The 19,948-nt window shown below is 40.6% G+C and carries 14 protein-coding genes and 1 other annotated feature; of the genes, 12 read left to right on the forward strand and 2 right to left on the reverse strand.

The features are described 5' to 3' along the window. The first annotated feature begins 182 nt into the window (after positions 1 to 182). A complete protein-coding gene (locus BN1082_RS07980; RefSeq protein ID WP_425412136.1) occupies positions 183 to 3,515 on the forward strand; it encodes a trifunctional glycoside hydrolase family 18/polysaccharide deacetylase/glycosyltransferase family 2 protein in 3,333 nt (1,110 codons plus the stop codon). Between the two features lie 144 nt (positions 3,516 to 3,659). On the opposite strand, the gene serA is transcribed toward BN1082_RS07980, so the two are convergent. Both serA and BN1082_RS07990 read right to left on the reverse strand, forming a co-directional pair. After that, positions 3,660 to 5,303, reverse strand: coding sequence for a phosphoglycerate dehydrogenase (gene serA / locus BN1082_RS07985; protein WP_090633006.1), 1,644 nt, complete (start codon positions 5,301 to 5,303; stop codon positions 3,660 to 3,662). Further along, positions 5,296 to 6,453: a pyridoxal-phosphate-dependent aminotransferase family protein gene (locus BN1082_RS07990; protein WP_090633008.1), complete on the reverse strand. Its 1,158-nt coding sequence runs from the start codon at positions 6,451 to 6,453 to the stop codon at positions 5,296 to 5,298. Before BN1082_RS07990 ends, serA begins: the two co-directional genes overlap by 8 nt. A 102-nt stretch (positions 6,454 to 6,555) precedes the next feature. Beyond that, positions 6,556 to 6,766 (reverse strand) — a binding site (T-box leader). A 316-nt stretch (positions 6,767 to 7,082) separates the two neighbouring features. Here BN1082_RS07990 and BN1082_RS07995 point away from each other — a divergent pair. From BN1082_RS07995 to BN1082_RS08045, 11 genes are all read left to right on the forward strand, one after another. Continuing rightward, positions 7,083 to 8,378, forward strand: a complete 1,296-nt coding sequence (locus BN1082_RS07995; protein WP_090633009.1) for a homoserine dehydrogenase — start codon at positions 7,083 to 7,085, stop codon at positions 8,376 to 8,378. Further along, the gene (gene thrC / locus BN1082_RS08000) at positions 8,375 to 9,445 is read left to right on the forward strand and encodes a threonine synthase (RefSeq protein WP_090633012.1); all 1,071 of its coding nucleotides are present in this window, start codon (positions 8,375 to 8,377) and stop codon (positions 9,443 to 9,445) included. The genes BN1082_RS07995 and thrC overlap by 4 nt, the downstream gene beginning before the upstream one ends. Next, on the forward strand, positions 9,432 to 10,349 hold the full coding sequence (thrB, locus tag BN1082_RS08005) for a homoserine kinase (RefSeq protein ID WP_090633014.1): 918 nt from the start codon (positions 9,432 to 9,434) through the stop codon (positions 10,347 to 10,349). Before thrC ends, thrB begins: the two co-directional genes overlap by 14 nt. 148 nt (positions 10,350 to 10,497) lie before the next feature. Further along, complete coding sequence (locus BN1082_RS08010; protein ID WP_245640358.1) at positions 10,498 to 13,761, forward strand: winged helix-turn-helix domain-containing protein; 3,264 nt, start codon at positions 10,498 to 10,500, stop codon at positions 13,759 to 13,761. 364 nt (positions 13,762 to 14,125) lie between these two features. Beyond that, entirely contained in the window at positions 14,126 to 15,310 is a 1,185-nt protein-coding gene (locus tag BN1082_RS08015) for a substrate-binding domain-containing protein (protein ID WP_090633247.1), read from the forward strand. 71 nt (positions 15,311 to 15,381) lie between these two features. Continuing rightward, the gene (locus tag BN1082_RS08020) at positions 15,382 to 16,137 is read left to right on the forward strand and encodes an ABC transporter ATP-binding protein (protein WP_090633018.1); all 756 of its coding nucleotides are present in this window, start codon (positions 15,382 to 15,384) and stop codon (positions 16,135 to 16,137) included. Then, a complete protein-coding gene (locus tag BN1082_RS08025) occupies positions 16,134 to 16,841 on the forward strand; it encodes an ABC transporter ATP-binding protein (protein ID WP_090633020.1) in 708 nt (235 codons plus the stop codon). Before BN1082_RS08020 ends, BN1082_RS08025 begins: the two co-directional genes overlap by 4 nt. Positions 16,842 to 16,858: 17 nt before the next feature. Next, on the forward strand, positions 16,859 to 17,719 hold the full coding sequence (locus BN1082_RS08030) for a branched-chain amino acid ABC transporter permease (protein ID WP_090633022.1): 861 nt from the start codon (positions 16,859 to 16,861) through the stop codon (positions 17,717 to 17,719). Between the two features lie 4 nt (positions 17,720 to 17,723). Beyond that, positions 17,724 to 18,722, forward strand: a complete 999-nt coding sequence (locus tag BN1082_RS08035; RefSeq protein ID WP_090633024.1) for a branched-chain amino acid ABC transporter permease — start codon at positions 17,724 to 17,726, stop codon at positions 18,720 to 18,722. 14 nt (positions 18,723 to 18,736) lie between these two features. Beyond that, positions 18,737 to 18,916 (forward strand): hypothetical protein, encoded by a 180-nt coding sequence (locus tag BN1082_RS08040; RefSeq protein WP_090633026.1) that lies wholly within the window; start codon positions 18,737 to 18,739, stop codon positions 18,914 to 18,916. Positions 18,917 to 18,927: 11 nt separating this feature from the next. Further along, a complete protein-coding gene (locus tag BN1082_RS08045) occupies positions 18,928 to 19,947 on the forward strand; it encodes a 3-oxoacyl-ACP synthase (RefSeq protein ID WP_090633250.1) in 1,020 nt (339 codons plus the stop codon). The last annotated feature ends 1 nt before the right edge of the window (position 19,948 follow it).

Below are 19,948 nucleotides of genomic sequence, written 5' to 3' on the forward strand. Positions count from 1 at the left end.
TTTTTAAATCAATGGCTTTTCTAGTTTCTCAAACACTGGAATATCATACGCAATTTTTAGAAAAAATAAACATTTGGTTATTTTCGACCAATCAACACGTAATCCCCTTTCCTGTTTATTCTTTTTTAGGGCATTTCCTTACGGGGATATTGTTTGCAATTCTGTTTTTTCCTCTGTTTTTCATGTTTTATAACTGGGGAATAAAGGTGAATCACACTGAAAAAGATAGTATTTTTGTGGATTCATCAAGGCGGCGCTGGACAATTATAAAAAGAATGATTATTGGATTTTTAGCGTTTTCACTTCTTATCAGTATCTTTTTCTTTGAAAGTATTTATATTAATCCATCTTTTCCTGATTTACAGTTGAATAATGGTGGAAAGTCATCCTCCATTACACCTATAGCTGAAAAAATTAGTGAGCAAAGACTCGTACAACAATTAAAACTAGAAGAAAAACAGCATCATTCCTTACAAAATCAAAACCAACACAAAAAACATTCGACAACTAGTGATCAAGAAGTTTATGGTTTCTATGTAAATTGGGATGAAAATAGTAAAGAATCGTTAAAGAAAAACATAGGATCTCTTTCCGTTTTAGTTCCGGAGTGGCTGCAATTACAGCCAGATCTCTCTGTTAAAAATAGTATCGATCCAGAGATTACCGATCTAGCCAAAAACCATAATGTCAAAATTATGCCTTTGATTAATAACTTTTATCAAAATAAATGGAATAGTGAAGCATTAACTCAATTGTTCACTAATCCTGAGAAAGAAAACATTTTTATTAAACAATTGATCGAAGTAGTGACGAAAAATCACTTTTCAGGTATTAATATTGACTTTGAAAATATCAATCAAGATGATCAACCCCATTTTACTCAGTTTATGAGTTTACTAGCTAATCAATTTCATCAGAATGGGTTAGAGGTGACAGTAGATGTACCAGCCGATGATACTGACTATGACTACAGTGCTATTGCCAAGTCGGTAGATCGGATGATTGTGATGATGTATGATGAGCACAGTTCAGATAGTGATCCAGGTCCGATTGCTTCTGCCAATTGGGTAAAACAAAGTCTGGAAAATCTCGACGTCCCTGCCAATAAGCTTGTTGTAAGTTTGGGGAGCTATGGCTACGATTGGACGGAACATTCAAGTGCACCGGCTGACCCTGTAACGTTTGGTGATTTGATGGACATGGCTCGTGACACCCATCTTGATGTGCAGTGGAACAAGGAAACCGGGAACCCATACCTTCGCTATAAATCAGACGGTGACCAACATACGATTTGGTTTTTAGATGCTGCAACTTTTTATAATCAAATGAAAGTGGCGATCGATAATGGTTCAAAAGGGATCGCGGTTTGGCGGCTTGGCTCCGAGGATCCATCGATTTGGAAATTGTTAAATCACTCAAGTGAAATGAAGAATCCTGCCCCTGTCTTAAAAAAACTAGTTAATCCAGATCCTGTTCATTATTCTGGACAAGGTGAAGTATTAAAAATTGTTTCGTCTGCAAAGGATGGGAATCGAAGCATTCAAACGGATAATAATGGATTCATTTCTAATGAGACCTATGACGATTTTCCAAAGCCCTTCGAAGTAGTTCGGTACGGAAAACCGAAAGATAAAGAAGTGGCACTGACATTTGATGATGGTCCAGACCCAGTCTATACACCGCAAATATTGGACATTTTGGATCGCTATCATATCAAAGGCTCCTTCTTTATTGTCGGAGAAAATGCAGAATTACATCCGGAAATTATTAAGCGCGAGTTTAACGATGGCGATGAAATTGGAAATCATACGTTTTCACATCCTGACGTAGCGTCCGTTTCGCCCATGAGGACAAAAATGGAGTTAAACGCGAATCAGCGGTTGTTCGAAGAGATTACCGGTCATTCGATGACGATGTTCCGAGCACCTTATGCTGCAGATGCGGAACCAAGTACTCCAAATGAAATACTGCCCATTCTCCGGGCACAAAGTATGGGGTATACGATGATTGGTGAATTGATTGATCCGGAAGATTGGCAAAGGCCCGGTACTGACGAAATTGTAAAAAGGGTTTTGAAACAGCTGCCGAACGGGAATGTGATTTTATTACATGATGCAGGCGGGGACCGGTCACAGACGGTTGCTGCCCTGCCAAAAATTATTGAAGAGCTGCAAAAACGAGGATACTCCTTTACGACCATTAGTCATTTGATTGGTAAAAGCAGTGCAGATATCATGCCCTCTGCAACAAAGGACAAGTCCTATTTCGTTTATGACAAAGCTGTGTTTAGTGTGTTAAAGGGATGGCGTGAGGGCATCTCTATCATCTTTTATTCAGCGATTATTTTAGGGCTCATTCGTTTGGCCTTTCTCGTCTTTTTATCGAGGAGACAGGTGAAACGATATAAAGAGATTCCTTTCGACCCTGACTTTACACCGCTTGTTAGTGTTGTGATCGCAGCTTTTAATGAAGAAAAGGTTATTTGTCAGACGATCGATTCGATTTTAACTAGTGATTATTCAGCATTTGAAATTATCGTTGTTGACGATGGATCAAAGGATCGTACCTCTCAGGTAGTGGAGGAAGCATTTAAGCAAAGTAGCCAAGTCCGATTGCTCAGGAAAGTAAACGGGGGAAAATCCTCTGCCATCAATTATGGGATTAAAGAGGCAAGTGGTGAGATCATCGTCGCGCTTGATGCCGATACGATCATTTCCCGTGATGCTATCTCATTGTTAGTTCGTCATTTTAAAAATGAAAAGGTCGCTGCTGTTTCGGGGAATGTGAAAGTAGGCAACAAACGAAATCTTTTAACCAATTGGCAGCATATTGAGTATGTAACGGGATTTAATTTAGAGAGAAGGTCTTTTGCTCAATTGAATTGCATAACCGTTGTTCCGGGTGCAATAGGAGCTTGGAGAAAGACTGCGGTTGTGGAGGCCGGGTATTTTAGGGAAGATACACTCGCAGAAGATACGGATCTCACTCTTTTATTATTGGAACTCGGATACAAGATTGAGTTTGAGGAAAAGGCCTATGCCTATACAGAGGCACCGGAAGACATGAAAAGCTTAGCGAAGCAGCGCTACCGCTGGACATATGGTACCCTGCAATGTTTATGGAAACATAAGGGGAAATTGTTTAATAAATCTCACAAAACACTTGGGTTTATCGGGATGCCTAATATGTGGATTTACCAATATTTTTATCAGGTTTTTTCGCCAATCGCCGATCTTCTGTTCATTCTTGCTCTGTTTGGAAATCATCCAAAGAAAGCGGCAATCGGTTTTGTGGTCTTCTATTTAGTTGATTTTCTAACATCCTTGTATGCATTTCGTCTTGAAAAAGAAAGTCCAAAACCGCTTTTTTCATTATTTTTACAGCGAATACTATATAAACAGCTAATGACCTATGTGGTATTTAAATCCATATTCTCCGCCCTTAAGGGAGGAACAGTCGGATGGAATAAGCTGAAGCGGAACGGAAATGTAAACAAGAAGGCTCATGTAGGGTGACAGCGGACAGAAAAACTTGCTTTTATTAACGCTTTATAACAATAAACCTTCGAAACTTATCATTATATTTTCGAAAACATTTTTCGAGAAACTTTTATTAAAAAAAGAGGGATGCTCCACTTCAGCAATCCCTCTTTCTCTTTCCTATATACTTTCCACTTTCTGCGGCTTGACCCGACCAGCCTCGAAAGAGTCCACACTTGCCAGCTCCAGCAATTGAGCTTCGTTTAATCCATCGATTAAAGTTAACGCGCGAAGAACATTGGCATCGACCTTTTTATCAAGGGTTAAGCACATGATGGCCTCGCCGCCGATCGTTGTTCGTCCTACTTGCATTGTTCCAATATTGATTTGATAATCTCCTAGTAAAGAACCAACCTTGCCAATCATACCAGGCATATCTTGGTGTTTTACATAAAGAAGATGTTTTTCCGGTTTAATGTCAATTCGATATTGGTTAATCTTCACTATTCTTGCACCGTAGCCATTTAAGACGGTTGCACCGACTTTTGCTGAATCCTTGCCCTGTGACACGGACAGTTCCATATAATTCGCAAACCCTTTGTTGGTCGCATTTTTTTGGACATTGTAGGAAACACCTTGTTCCTTTAGCAGATGGAGAACATTAATGAGATTCACTGAATCGCTTAAATGATAGGAAAGGATCCCTTTTAATAGAGTCCGCGTTAATAATTCCGTATCTTCACCGATTAAATCCCCATAATAGTTAATCTCGATTTTTGCAGGAGCGTTTCCTTTTAATAATTGAACAACTAACTGCCCCATTTGATCGCCGAGAAGTAAGTATGGCTGCAGTTTTGCCTGTGTCTCACCTGACATTTGCGGCATATTGACAGCATTTTGAATGGATTGTTTTTCAAAAATTTCAATGATTTCAGCGCTGACCTCTTCGGCAACTTTTTCCTGCGCTTCCACAGTTGATGCCCCAAGATGTGGCGTGACGATAATATTTGGATTTTGCAGTAATTCTGGGTTAGCAACTGGTTCCTTTTCAAACACATCGAGTGCTGCTCCTGCTACATGACCCTCTTGAATCGCACGAACTAATGCTTTTTCGTCGATAATACCACCGCGCGCACAGTTGACAAAACGGACTCCTTTTTTGGTTTTTCGTAAATATTCATCATTGATCAGTCCCCTTGTATCATTTGTCAATGGGGTATGGACTGTTATAAAGTCAGATTCTTGAGCAATGATATCTAAGCTTGCCTTGGTTATTCCTAGTTTGTTCGCTCTTTCTTCGGTTAAATAAGGGTCGAAGCCTAATATATTCATCCCGAAGCTTTTTGCTCTTTTGGCAACTTCGACCCCGATTTTACCCATCCCAATCACACCGAGTGTTTTCTTGTATAGTTCCACTCCTTTAAAGGAGTTCCTATCCCAAATTCCTGAAACAGTTTTCTCATGTGCCTGGGGAATTTTTCGCGCTAGGGACAGCATCATCGCTAATGTATGCTCTGTTGCCGCAATGGTATTCGCGCCAGGTGCGTTGATCACGATAATCCCTTTTCTTGTGGCCGCATTCACATCAATGTTATCAACGCCAACGCCAGCCCGAGCAATCACCCGGAGCTTATCAGCAGCTTCGAGCAGCTCCTCTGTCACCTTTGTTTGACTTCTCACAATCAAGGCGTCGTAATCCCCAATGATATTTTTTAATTCCACTGTTGGAAGTGTTGGCTGACGCTCAACAACAAAATGAGGATGATCAAATAAACTTTTTAGTCCTGTATCGCTAATACCGTCTGTCACTAATATTTTATACATTTTCCATCCAAACCTCCTCTGCTCTTTTCAATGCGATTCCCATTACGTTTTTACCTTCTAGAATTTTAATAGTCATTTCAATACTTGCTAACACTTTCAGAACATCAAATGGCGTGCAATAGCCCATATGGCCAATACGGAAAATTTCTCCCTTCAGCTTTTTCTGGCCGCCGCCAAGGGTAATAGCAAATTTGTCTTTTAAAAGTTTTTTGATTTGTTTAGACGGTTCGTCAATGGTCCTTACAGCCGTAACGGTTGGTGAAGCATCCTCATCTGATGTTAAGAGCGGAACCTCAATGGCTTTTAATCCTTCACGGACCATCGTTTTTAAAACCTGATGACGGTTAATGACATTCTCAAAGCCTTCCTCCTCAAACATATTGCATACCTCTTGTGCACCATAAATGAGTGAAACCGCAGGTGTAAAAGGGGTTGATTTATCATTTTCATAGGATGATAGATAGTGATTTAAATCTAAATAAAATCTTTTTGCTTTGCAGTTGCGAATGACTTCTTTTGCTGTATCGTTTACAGCAACAAACGCTAGACCTGGTGGAAGCATTAGTGCTTTTTGAGAGCCGGAAACTAGAATATCGATCTTCCACTCCTTCATATCAACGGGTACAGCGCCAATACAACTAACACCGTCAACGATAAAAAGCGCGTCGGTTAATCGTTTCGTAACATGACCTAATTCCCTTATAGGATTTACTACGCCAGTAGACGTTTCGCAGTAAGTTGCAAAAACGGCTTTAAGATTTTTGGGGTTTGACCTTAGAAAGTCCTCGAGCTGCTCAGGAGTACAAGCTTTTCCCCATTCAACATTCAAACGGTGGACATGGGCGCCCAATGTTTCGCAAATAGAGGCGAAGCGATCCCCAAAAGCTCCGGCAATAATCACAACAACGTGATCATTCTCTTCAATAACATTGGCAGCAGCAGCCTCGAGAGCAGATGTTCCACTGCTGGCGAGAATCGTAACTGGATGTTGTGATCCAAAAACAGGCATAAGGCGGGTTGAAACTTCTTCGAGTAATTTAGGAAATTCAGGGCTGCGATGCGCAATCATTGGTTGATTCATCGCGTGTTTCACGCGATCGGGAACGGGTGTTGGCCCAGGGGCAAACAGGTACTGCTGATCAAGTAACATTTACATTCATCCTTTCGATTTTTAATTAGAAACCTAACGGAAACGGGTGCTTCCGATATTAAAAATAAAAAAGCCCCTCATAACAGACAAAAGTGCCATGTTATGAGGGACGTGGTATACGTGGTGCCACCCTCTTTTGCTGCATAAAGCCTAAGCAGCCTCAAGGAAATAACGGTTTTATACCGGGCTAACCTACTAATTCTTCAGCAGCCAGTTCAGAAGGGCTAGGCCTTTTAAGAAAAATGCATCGGTTCGCAGCAACCACCGACTCTCTGGAGCTATTTCTTAATGCCGTCTTCGTCATCACATTTTATATTGTTCGGAAAAGCGCCCATGTTTGAGGTAATTTCGCTTTTCTTTTTCCTAGTTCAATTCGCAAGCTCAATTCTGATTAGCTTGAATATACAGAATTATTTTCGTGCTGTAAAGGGATAAAAATAATATTTTTAAAAAATTTTTTTCGGTAATATTTAATAAAAAAAATAATATTCTTGCTATTATGCTATAGTAAGCGATTACATTTTGAGTTGCAGGATAGTAATCTATTGTAAAAAAATTCAGAGAATAATATAATGTCTACTATACAAATACATTTGTACACCATACGTGTACAGTGTGGAGGGAAAAATATGAAATCAATCTCTGTTGGACTCCTAGGATTAGGAACAGTGGGTTCCGGTGTAGTGAAGATTATTGAAAATCATCAGAATAAATTAATGCATCAAGTCGGCTGTCCGGTTACCATAAAAAAAGTTCTTGTCCAAGAAATTAATAAAATGAGACAAGTCGATATTGATAAAAACTTATTAACTGATAATGCAAATGATATCCTTTTTGACAAGGAAATTGATGTGGTGATCGAAGTAATGGGCGGAGTGCTTGAAGCGAAAGAATATTTGCTGACTGCACTTCGTCAAGGTAAGAATGTGGTTACTGCGAATAAGGACTTGATGGCCTTGCATGGATCAGAACTGTTATCGGCAGCATCCGAATTTGGCTGTGATTTATTTTATGAAGCAAGTGTGGCTGGAGGTATCCCTATCTTAAGAAGTCTTGTTGATGGCCTTGCTTCCGATCATATAACGCAATTAATGGGTATTGTAAATGGAACAACGAATTATATCCTCACAAAAATGAGCAATGAAGGTCGTTCATATGATGAAGTGTTGAAGGAAGCTCAAGAGCTTGGGTTTGCTGAGGCCGATCCAACTTCTGACGTTGAAGGCCTAGACGCCGCACGAAAAATGACGATTCTAGCAACATTAGGCTTTTCCATGCCTGTTAATTTAGATGACGTAACGGTAAGTGGAATATCGAAAATAACAGAGGAAGATTTACGATACGGGAAGCAATTGGGCTATACGATGAAGCTAATCGGCTTTGCCCATCGTGAGGACGAAAAAGTGGAGGTAAGCGTACAACCAACCTTCTTATCGGATAACCACCCGTTAGCTTCTGTACAAAATGAGTATAATGCCGTTTATGTATATGGCGAAGCAGTTGGAGAAACAATGTTCTACGGTCCCGGGGCTGGAAGCCTTCCAACGGCAACGGCAATTGTATCGGATTTAGTTGGGGTTATTAAAAATTTAAGGCTTGGGGTCAATGGTCGTAGTACGGTGTCACCGCAATTTCCGAAGCGATTAAAGGATGACAGCGAAAAATACTCGAAATATTTCGTCCGGATTCACGTCCAGGATGAAGTAGGGGTCTTTGCAGAAATTACGTCTATTTTTGCTAAATACGGAGTAAGCTTTGAAAAAATCCTCCAGCTGCCTGTGAAGAAAAATGAAATTGCTGAAATTGTATTAGTGACACATCATGCATCTTTAACGAATTATGAAGCTATATTAAACCAGTTAAGAAGTCTTGCAGCAGTGAAGGAAATCAAATGCTCTTATCGGGTGGTGAGGAAATCAATATGAGGTGGCCTGGGTTATTAGCAGCATATAAAGAATACTTACCAATTAACGAACAAACACCTTTCCTTACATTAAATGAAGGAAACACACCGTTAGTTAAGCTTGAGCGTCTTTCTGCTGAGCTGGGTGTTGAGCTATTTGTAAAACTAGAAGGGGCAAACCCGACGGGGTCGTTTAAGGACCGCGGGATGGTTATGGCCGTTGCCAAAGCGGTTGAAGAAGGAAGCAAAACAGTGATCTGCGCTTCAACAGGCAACACCTCCGCATCTGCGGCCGCTTATGCCGCCAGAGCAGGGCTGCGTTGCATTATTGTCATTCCTGAAGGGAAAATTGCCATGGGCAAGCTTGCTCAAGCAATGATGTATGGGGCTGAAATTATCTCGATTGAAGGGAATTTCGATCAAGCGCTAAAAATGGTGCGAAATATTAGTGAACAAGAACCCATCACTCTAGTAAATTCCGTGAATCCCTTCCGTTTAGAAGGGCAAAAAACGGCCGCCTTTGAAATTTGCGAGCAGCTAGGCTTCGCTCCGGAAATTCTAGCGATACCAGTAGGAAATGCTGGCAATATCAGTGCCTATTGGAAAGGATTTAAAGAATATGCGGCAAAAAAAGAAACCAGACTGCCGAAAATGTTCGGCTTTGAGGCTGCCGGCGCTGCAGCGCTTGTCCATAATCGGGTGTTCGAAAACCCGGAAACAATCGCAACAGCGATTAGAATTGGGAATCCTGCGAGCTGGGATTTAGCTGTTTCTGCTGTCCAGGAGTCGAGTGGCCGCTTTGATGAAGTCAGCGACGAAGAAATCTTATTTGCATACAAAAAGTTAGCTTCTTCAGAAGGTATTTTTGTAGAACCTGCTTCTTGTGCATCGATTGCAGGCATTTTGAAAAATATTAAAAATGGCAGCATTGAAAAAGGCGCCAAGATTGTTGCAGTTCTCACTGGAAATGGCTTGAAGGATCCAGATACGGCAATCAACAGCAGTCAAACGAAGGTGATTCGATTAGCAAATGATGAAAATGCCGTAACAGAACATATCCGAGGGGTTGTATTGGATGGAGCCAAATAACCGCTTTACTATCAGAGTTCCAGCTAGCACGGCCAATCTTGGTCCGGGATTTGATTCGATTGGACTGGCTCTTAATTTGTTTTTAACTCTAGAGGTTGAAAGCAGTGGAAGGTGGGAGTTTTATTCCACCAAAGACGAATTGAAATTATTTCCTAATGATGAACAGCATTTTATTTGCCAGATTGCACTGCAGGTTGCTGAAAAATATGGCAGGACTTTAACTCCGTGTAAAGTTCAGATGGACAGTGAAATTCCTTTAGCAAGAGGACTTGGTTCAAGTGCTGCTGCCATTGTTGCCGGCATTGAGCTAGCTGATTATGTTGGCGATTTAGGATTAACAACAGAGGATAAGCTTTTGATTGCGACAGAATTGGAGGGCCATCCAGATAATGTTGGGGCTTCTATATATGGGGGATTAATAGTTGGAAGCTACCATCGAGGAGAGGTAGATTTGATAGCTTTTCCTGACCTAGGGTTTGAAGGGGTCGTAGTTATTCCAGATGAGATTTTATTGACGAAGGATTCTCGTGAAGTATTGCCATCCACCTTTTCGCGCAATGAGGCGATTCAAGCATCGTCCACCGCTAATTTATTAATTGCCGCCATTCTTACGCAAAACTGGGAGCTGGCGGGCAAAATGATGGAACAGGATCTGTTTCATCAACCATATAGACGACCGCTAATTCCTTTGTTTAGTGAAATTGAAAAAATAGCAAAAGCAAACGGTGCGTTCGGAGTTGCTCTTAGCGGTGCAGGGCCGACTGTTATTTGTTTTACTGTAAAAGGTCAGGGAGAGGAGCTTTCCCAAGCGATGAAACGTGCATTTTCTGAAATGACGGTAAAACTTTTAAACATCGAAAATAGGGGAAGTCGTGTTTGTGAGATCGTAAAAGATGTAAAATAACTAGATTAGTGACCGAAAGAGTGGCATTTTCGCTTTTTCGGTCACTATTTTTTTAAAAATGTTAAATTTCACCATACAAAATTACTAATCGGTTAGTTTTTTGTGGATGCAATATGGTAAAATAGTTATAATATTGTGAAAATTGGAAGTGGTGATTCCGTTTATGATGCTGCCAATCATTCAAACAAAGCTCAGGATTCCAGTTGTGAAGGATGATTTTATTAGAAGGGCAAAGCTTACGAGGAAAATGAAAAGGATTCCGGACTATCCTTTGACTATGATCCATTCCGGGGCGGGTTATGGAAAAAGTACAGCACTTGCCTTATTTATGAAGGACGAAAGCATTCATGGCTGTTGGTACTCAATCTCCTCGACAGATGACGATATTTTGCCATTTCTAACCTATATAATTCATTCAATTCGCCGCATGGTTCCTGATTTCGGGAAAGAGCTTGCTTCCTATATTGACACAATCGACCGCTATATCCGAGACGAAGAACTCAGTTTCCTATGTTCCTTGTTTATTAATGAAATCCTTGCAGTCCATTCGGAGATTACTCTTATTTTAGATGACTTTCATCAAATTGAGCATTCATACATGATTAACAATTGGATGGATAAATTACTTGAGCATATTCCGCCCAATTTACATATTGTGGTTTCAAGTCGAAGCCGTCCTGGCTGGAAGCAGCTTACGAAGATGAAGGTTTGCGGACAGCTGTTGGAAATTACGAAGGAAGACCTTGTCCTGACGATGGAAGAAATGGAGCTATTATTAACGGACTTATACGGACTACAAATGAATCCAGGTCATCTCCAAACGATCTATCAAATGACAGAGGGGTGGATTATTGCATTATGTATGATTGCACAGCAGGTTCCCCATAAACATGACCTTTCAGACCTCTTCGAATACACATCAACCTCACTTCAAGATTTATTCCAGTATTTAGTGATGGAAGTCTTTTCAAAGCAGCCGCCTATGCTCCAACAGTTTTTAGAGCAAACATCCATTTTGGAAGAAATAGAGGAGGAAATAGTGGATGAGGTCATTGGCATTCGCGGCGCTTCCGGAATGCTTGAACAATTAAAGGAACGAAATTTATTCATTCAAAAGGTAGGCGGTAAGAACTATCGCTATCATGCCTTATTTAAAGAGTTTCTAGAAAAGGAATTTCAAAAAAATAATCCAAGTAATTATTTTATTTTAAATGAAAGATGTGCTCGCTTTTATGAAAAAAGACAACAGTGGGAAGAGGCGCTATTTCATTATAAAAAAATTAAGCTAACGAAGTCTATTGCTTCAATTTTGCAAGTGAATGGGATCAGTATGCTTGGAAGTGGCAAATTGGAGAGTTTATATGATCAATTAACCTTTATTCCTTTGAAGGAAATAGAAGAAAGCTATCTTCTTTCCTATTTAAAAGCGGAGGTTCATCGTTTTCGTTCCCATTACAAAGAGGCTGAGGATTGCTATAACAATACTTATTTACTCGCTGAAAAAAGGCAGGATAATTTTTGGATGAGCAAAGCGCTTGAAGGAAAAGCGAAAATTTTTTTGGATACGATTCAGCCTCAGCATGCTGAAAGGCTTCTATACGAGGCCATTTCCTATAGAGAGAAAAGCACGAGCTCAAATGAAGAAAAAGGGCAACTCTATCAATTGCTTTCAGAGAATCTTCTAAACTCGGGAAAATCTCGGGAGGCGGAAAAATGGCTGCAAAAGACGAAAGAATCGAATATTTCAAATCTGGATGGGAATCTCGAAGCGAGATTGTATTTGCGAACCGGCCGCTTTGAGGAGGCCAAGACAGTTCTTTACTTGCAAAAAGAAGGATTAAAAGGAAAATCTCTTACTACATTGCCTCAGTCTCATAGAGAAACAGATTTGCTGCTATCATTAATAGAAGCCTTTACCGGAAACGGATTGAAAGCGAAGGAGCTCGCACAGGCAGCTATTCAACAAGGTATAAGTTTAAAGGCTCCATTTGTCGAAGCGTGCGGCTGGATTCGAATGGGGCATTCCGTGCAAATTCTCAACAAATATGATTTGAAATTGGCGGAAAACTGCTATCAAACGGCGTTGGAAATCATGGATCAAATCAAAATAAATAGAGGAAAAGCAGAACCACTAATGGGTCTTTGCATTTTATTTGGAACAAAGGGAGATTTTGAAAGAGCTTTGGAGGCAGGTAAAAAAGCATTACAAGAAACCGAGAAAGTACATGATGCTTGGCTTTCAGCATTCATTACTCTTTGTATGTCGATTACGTGCATTTACAATGAACGTCTACAGAAAGCTCTTGATTATCTAAATAAAACAAAAGCTTTATTTGAGCAGTGTGAGGATTCCTACGGTTTAATGCTCAGTTCATTCTGGTTATCTTATGTTTTTTACTTAGAAAATAAACAAGACCTATTTAAACAAAATATGGATACATGTTTAAGCATTACGCAAATGCAAAATTATGAATTCTTTTTTCATAAAAGAGCCATTTTTAGTCCAAGAGACTTGCAAATGATTGTTCCTCTATTACTTGATTGTACTAAGCTAGAAATTCAATCATCATATGCTGTAAAAATTCTTCAGGATATGGGGATTACTTCGTTTGAATCCCACCCAGGCTACTCCATTCGTGTGCAAACTCTCGGTCAGTTTAAAATTTGGCTAGGTGAGAAAGAAGTGGGAGAAAAGGAATGGCAGCGAGAAAAAGCAAAAGAATTATTTCAGTTATTCATTACGATGAACGAACCGATTTCAAAGGATGAAATCACCCAAATCCTTTGGCCGAATCCGACGAGGAAAAATGCTGACCGAGATTTCAAGGTTGCCTTAAATAGTCTGCAGAATGTATTGGAGCCATCAAGGAAGGCGAGAGCCACGCCATTTTTTATTATTCGAGAGGGGTTATTTTACGGCCTCAATTCGCATGCTGTGTTCGATTTAGATACGGTAGATTTTCAAGGCTTGATTCAGGACGGGCTTCATGAAAATGATGCTGAAAAAGCCATTCCTCTCCTTGAAAAAGCGTTATCCCTTTATCAAGGAGAATATTTGCCAGAACGTCGCTATGATGATTGGTGCATGAGCAAAAGGGAGAGCATGCAGGTTCTATTTTTAAGAGGGGCGGAGAAAATGGCGCAATTGATGGTCCGTACCGAAAACTATGATGGGGCAATTAATTGGTGTGAAAAAATCGTAAACCGAGATCGTACGTGGGAAGAAGCTTACAGGCTACTTATGTATTGTTATTACCGAAAAAACAACCGGCCAAAAGCCATTAAATGGTATCAAACCTGTACGAAGGTTCTAGAGGAAGAACTGGGTGTTTCCCCATTAGAACCAACAAAGCATATGCTTGAGATGATTATGGAATCGGAAAAATATAGTGATCTAACAGAACAGCCTTAAATAGAGGCTGTTTTTTTATTTGAAATCAGAGAAATATTGACTTCGAGAATTGTCCAGCTCCATAAGAGTAAGCTACGAAAGCGTTACCTCGCACGCCGAAAAACGCGAGTTTTTCGGCGGAGCGCCTAGCCCCTCGAGGTCATAAGCCAATCCGTCAAGAAGGTTAAAAAGCAACCTTCATGCCGGCTCGTCTTATGCTTGTTGGGGCTGCCCAAGGCGCTTCCGCTTTTCTTTTTTGTAACTGATTTGTAACTCCCTTCTTCTATTCTTAATTCAAAGCACCGCCATTCTTTATTTCAAATATTAAGGGGGAACAAGTGTGAAGAAGGGAAAATTGGCTTTAGTAGGTCTATTTGCTTCGCTGATGATGTTTGCTAGTGCCTGCAGCTCGGAAAAAAGCACAACAGAATCAAAGAACACAAGTGGAAAGAAGGATCTTCCTCCCATTAAAATTGGTGTCCTTGCCTCTAAAACTGGTGCCTTAGAATCTTACGGGAAGCAAACTCTGAGAGGCTTTGATCTTGGACTCCAGTACGCGACAGATGGGAAGATGGAAGTAGAAGGAAGGAAAATCGAAGTTTATATTGAAGACACTGAAACGAAGCCGGAAGTAGCAGTCCAAAAAGCAACAAAGCTATTAGAAGAAAATAAAGTAGATTTTCTTGTGGGATCATCAAGCTCAGCAGATACATTAGCTGTTTTGCCTCTGGCACAGGAATATAAAAAGGTTATGGTGGTAGAACCAGCGGTAGCTGATAGTATTACAGGTTCAGAGTTTAATAAGTATATATTCCACTCAGCTCGTAACTCCTCTCAAGACGCGGTGGCCGGTGCTGCTGCTATTGCAAAAAAAGGAGTAAAAATTGCCACTCTTGCACCAGATTATTCTTTTGGACGGGATGGTGTAGCGGCCTTTAAGGATGCAGCCAAAAAGCTTGGGGCCGATATTGTGAAGGAGGAATACGCCGATCCGAAAGCAACAGACTTCACTTCGAATATTCAAAAGATTATCGAAGCGAAGCCTGACTATTTATTTGTAGTTTGGGCAGGGGCAAATTCACCGTGGAAGCAAATTGCTGATATGAAAGTTCAAGAAAAGGGAATCAAAATTTCCACAGGAGCACCGGACATTGCGGCATTATCGACAATGGAGCCACTTATTGGCATGGAAGGCTTCACCGTTTACTACAACGACTTACCAAAAAATAAAATAAACGACTGGCTCGTCAGTGAACATAAGAAAAAATATAATGGCGAGGTCCCTGACCTATTCACTCCTGGCGGTATGAGTGCTGCGATTTCCATTGTAGAAGCTGTCAAGAAAACAAAGGGTGATACTGATGCTGATAAACTCATCAGCAAAATGGAAGGGATGAGCTTTGACACACCAAAAGGGAAAATGACCTATCGGAAAGAAGATCATCAGGCCCTGCAAAGCTTGTATGCTATTAAGCTAGAAAAGAAAGAAGGGGTTCCATATCCTGTTCCAACACTCATTAGAGAACTAACTCCGGAGGAGACTGCCCCTCCAATTCGCAATAAGAAATAATCATTATCACTGGGGTGTAACCATAAACTCATGGTTACCCTCTTCCTTATTTCCATCGGGAGGTGAAACAAATGGAAACCTTAATAGAAACAAATGATTTATCCATTTCCTTTGGTGGTCAGTTGGCGGTGGATTCAGTCAACATTACTGTTCCTGAAAAGCATTTTAAGTCGATTATTGGACCGAATGGGGCGGGAAAAACAACCTTTTTTAATCTGCTAAGCGGCCAATTAACCCCGACAAAAGGAACTATCCATTATCGTGGAAAAGATATTACGAAATTTTCGCCCACGAAAAGAACACGAGAAGGCATCGGCCGTTCCTTTCAAATTACGAATGTTTTCCCAAATTTAACGGTGTTAGAAAACGTACGGCTTGCTGTACAATCGCAGGCGGGAATTCGTTATCAAATGCTGTTCCATTTTAAAAAATACCGGTCATTCGAAGAGAGGGCCCTAGAGTGGCTAAAACTTGTGCTATTAGATGATAAAAGAGATTCGCCCGCTTGTAATCTGGCTCATGGAGAAAAGCGAAAACTTGAAATCGCTATGCTGTTGGCCCTCGAAACGGATGTTCTTTTACTTGATGAACCAACAGCGGGAATGTCGCTTGAAGAGGTTCCAGCGATACTAGAAGTGTTAAAAAGAATTAAGGAACAGGGGAAGAGAACGATTATCCTGATTGAACACAAGATGGACATGATCTTGGATTTATCGGATTCGGTGATGGTCTTGCTTAATGGCAGGCTGCTGGCTGACGGGACACCGGAAGAAATTATGAAAAACGAGACAGTTCAGTCCGCTTACTTAGGAGGGCATGTTGAATGAGTGAGCTACTTACACTTAACCATGTGGAAACATATATCGGTCAATACCATATTCTTCAAGGTGTTTCCTTAGAGGTAAAAAAAGGTGAAGTAACCGTTCTTCTGGGAAGAAACGGTGCGGGAAAAACAACGACATTAAGGACCATCATGGGACTTAATCCTGCCTCAAAAGGAACCGTTGTTTTGAAGGGAGAGGAGATTCAAACTCTTCCTACTTACTCCATTGCAAAAAAGGGAATCGGCTATGTCCCGGAGGATCAGGGGATTTTTGCTGGATTGACCGTTGAAGAAAATATGAAGGTAGCTATTCAAAAAAACAATGAGGAAACGGCAAAAAGATTGGATTGGATTCTCAATTGTTTTCCTGACTTAAGAAAGTTTTGGAAAAAGCCTGGCGGGTACTTAAGCGGCGGACAAAAGCAGATGCTCTCCATCGCAAGAGCGTATGTTAATGAAAATGAGCTGCTGCTGATTGATGAACCTAGTAAAGGATTAGCACCGATTATGGTGGAGAAGGTAATGGAATCGATTTTGCAAATAAAGGATCAAACAACAATTGTTTTAGTTGAACAAAATTTTATGATGGCAAGTACAATTGGGGATTGTTTTTACATGATCGATGATGGGCGAACTGTCAGTCATGGCACGATGAACCAATTGAAAGAAAATGAAGAAATGAAACGGAAATATTTAGGAATTGCATAGGAGAGGAGGTTTCTACTTTGGATTTATTCATGAATTTAACCTTAAATGGCCTGGCAACAGGGATGCTCATCTTCCTGCTCGCAGCCGGATTAACGCTCATTTTTGGCTTAATGGATGTTTTGAACTTCGCTCATGGCGGATTGTTTGCGTGGGGAGCGTACAGCGGTCTTTGGATATATTCGAAAACAGGTAGTTTTTTGATTGGGATTATTGGAGCCATCCTGACCGGATTTCTTTTAGGCATATTGATGGAAAAATGGATCATTAAGCCAGTATATGGGAATCATGTGCAGCAAATTTTGATTACCCTTGGACTCATGCTTGTTCTATCAGAAATGCTAAAGGTTATTTGGGGCCCGAATCAAATTACTGCCTCCCCGCCTAATTATTTAAATGGCAGCTGGGAACTAGGTGGCATAATCATCATTAAATACAGGGTATTTATCATTTTAATAGGATTGCTTATTTTTGCCGGGGTACAATTTCTGCTAAAAAAAACAAAAATCGGCCTTGTGGTACGAGCTGGTGTCATGAATAAAGAGATGGTTCAGGCGTTAGGAATTAACATCCAAAAAGTGTTTATGTTTGTTTTTATGCTTGGTGCTGGGATGGCAGCACTCAGTGGTGTCCTTCTTGGACCTTATTCAGGCGTCATCCATGCTGAGATGGGGATGGAATTTGCGATTTTGGCTTTCATTGTGGTTGTAATTGGCGGAATGGGAAACTTTACGGGTTCCATTTTAGCAGCAATCTTAGTCGGAATTTCAGGTTCCTTTATGGCGTATTATGTTCCGGACCTGTCCCTTGCGGTAAATATGCTGTTGATGGCGGTTGTGTTAATCATACGACCTCAAGGTCTATTTGGGGTAAAGGGGTGAGAGCATGAGCTGGATCAAACAGAATCGTATGATGGTCATTTTTATGATCATTGTCGTTTTTTTATTCTTTTTACCATTTGTTTATGAATCGAGAAATCTTCTTATATTGTTAACGCAGGTATTTGTGTTTTCAATTTTTGCGATGAGCTATGATTTGCTTCTCGGATTTACGGGCATTGTTTCTTTTGGGCACGCGATGTTTTTTGGAATCGGCGCCTATTCAATTGGAATTTTTATGAAACGGTTCGAGCCAACAATGGCAAACTTTTTCTGGGCAGTCCTTACAACGATCGTTATTACAGCAGTTGTCAGCTTTCTAGTTGGCTTGCTTACACTGAGGTTAAAAAGCCATTTCTATGCAATGCTGACATTGTCGTTATCAGGTTTATTTTTAGTTTTAGCTGAAAAATGGCGCTCCTTAACATTTGGGAATGACGGTTTTACTTTCCGGATTCCCGAGCAGTTTATTGATCGAACAAATTTCTACCTTCTATGTCTGTGCGTGATGGCAGCGGTTTTTTTATTGTTGAAACGGTTTACCAATTCGCCGCTTGGAAGAGTGCTGCAGGCAATCCGCGAAAATGAACAACGAACTGCAATCTTAGGATTCCATGTTCTTCATTATAAAATTGCCGCAAGTGTTGTTTCGGGAGTTTTAGCCGGAATTGCCGGAATTCTTTATGCGATTTCGTTACGATTTGTAAATACGAGTGTGTTTTCAATGGATATAACCCTAGACGCATTATTAATGACGATTATTGGCGGGGTTGGTACATTAATTGGCGCGATGATTGGTGCTGGCTTAATTGAGGTAGCACATCATTGGTTAACGGAGCTTGCGAAACAGAATTGGATTTTCGAACGCTGGATTATTTTCTTTGGAATTCTCTATATATTGGTTGTCATGTTTTTCCCTAAAGGGATTGTTGGAACAGCCAGTACTTTAACGTTGAAAAGAAAAAAACGCCATCATGTTAAAAAAGAAGAAAAATTAGTGGGATAGAAGGGGGAATCAATGTGGATTTACAACAGATTGCTTCCTTCGTTGTTCGTTTTCAACTGGCGGCGATTGAAATGGAAACAGGCAAAAAACAATGGCGAATTAAGGTGACTCATGTGCAAGAGGATAGGGAGACATTATTTGAGTCGATGGAAGATGCGTTTATGTTTATGAAGGAGATAGCTGAAGACGTTTAATGGAGTAGGTGATCGGATTGCAGATTGGCATACTAAGTACAGGAGTATACTTACCAGATGAATTTATAACCGGAACAGAGATTGCAAAACTGGCAGGTATTCCCACACAGGTTGTCGAAGAAAAAATGGGCATTAAGAAAAAGCATGTTCCCGGCCAAGAGGATCATACATGTGCGATGGGAATAATTGCAGCAAAGAAGGCTATAGCCAAAGCCGGAATTGACCCGCTTGAAATTGATCTTGTTATTTATATCGGTGAGGAGCATAAGGAATATCCGCTGTGGACAGCTGGAATAAAACTTCAGGAAGAAATAGGTGCTTTCAATGCATGGGCATTTGATGTGGCTCTCAGATGCAGCACGACCGTTATGGCATTAAAGGTTGCGAAAAGCATGATGATCGCTGATCCTGACCTGAAAACCGTCCTTCTTGCTGGCGGTTATCGAAATGTCGATTTTATAGATTATGAGAATCCGAGAACTAGATTCATGTTTAATCTTGGGGCAGGAGGGGGAGCCATCCTTTTAAAAAAGGGACATAACGAGAATCTATTGTTGGAAACAGAGTTGATGACAGATGGTTCTTTTTCTGAAGATGTCGTAGTCGTGTCAGGTGGGACAAAAAATCCTATTTCTAAAGAGGCCATTGATCAACGGTTGAACAAACTCGATGTTCTCAATCCTGCTGGGATGAAAGCGCGTCTTGAAGAAAAATCGATGGCGAATTTTTTGAAGGTGATTCGTGAATCGGTAAGAAAAAGCGGTTATCGCGAGGGAGATATTTCCTATTTAGCCATACTTCACATGAAAAAATCTGCTCATGAATATGTATTAAGAGAACTAGGTTTGTCTGATTCGCAATCAATTTATTTACAGGACTATGGGCATATTGGGCAAATTGATCAAATCCTTTCACTAGAGCTTGCCGTGAACGAAGGAAAAGTAAAAGATGGCGATCTAGTTGTTTTGGTGAGTGCTGGAATCGGTTATGCCTGGGGGGCAACCACTATTAAATGGGGGAAGGGTGATTAAT

Origin of the sequence: Neobacillus massiliamazoniensis (assembly GCF_001048695.1) — a bacterium.
Classification (GTDB): Bacteria; Bacillota; Bacilli; order Bacillales; family Cytobacillaceae; genus Neobacillus; species Neobacillus massiliamazoniensis.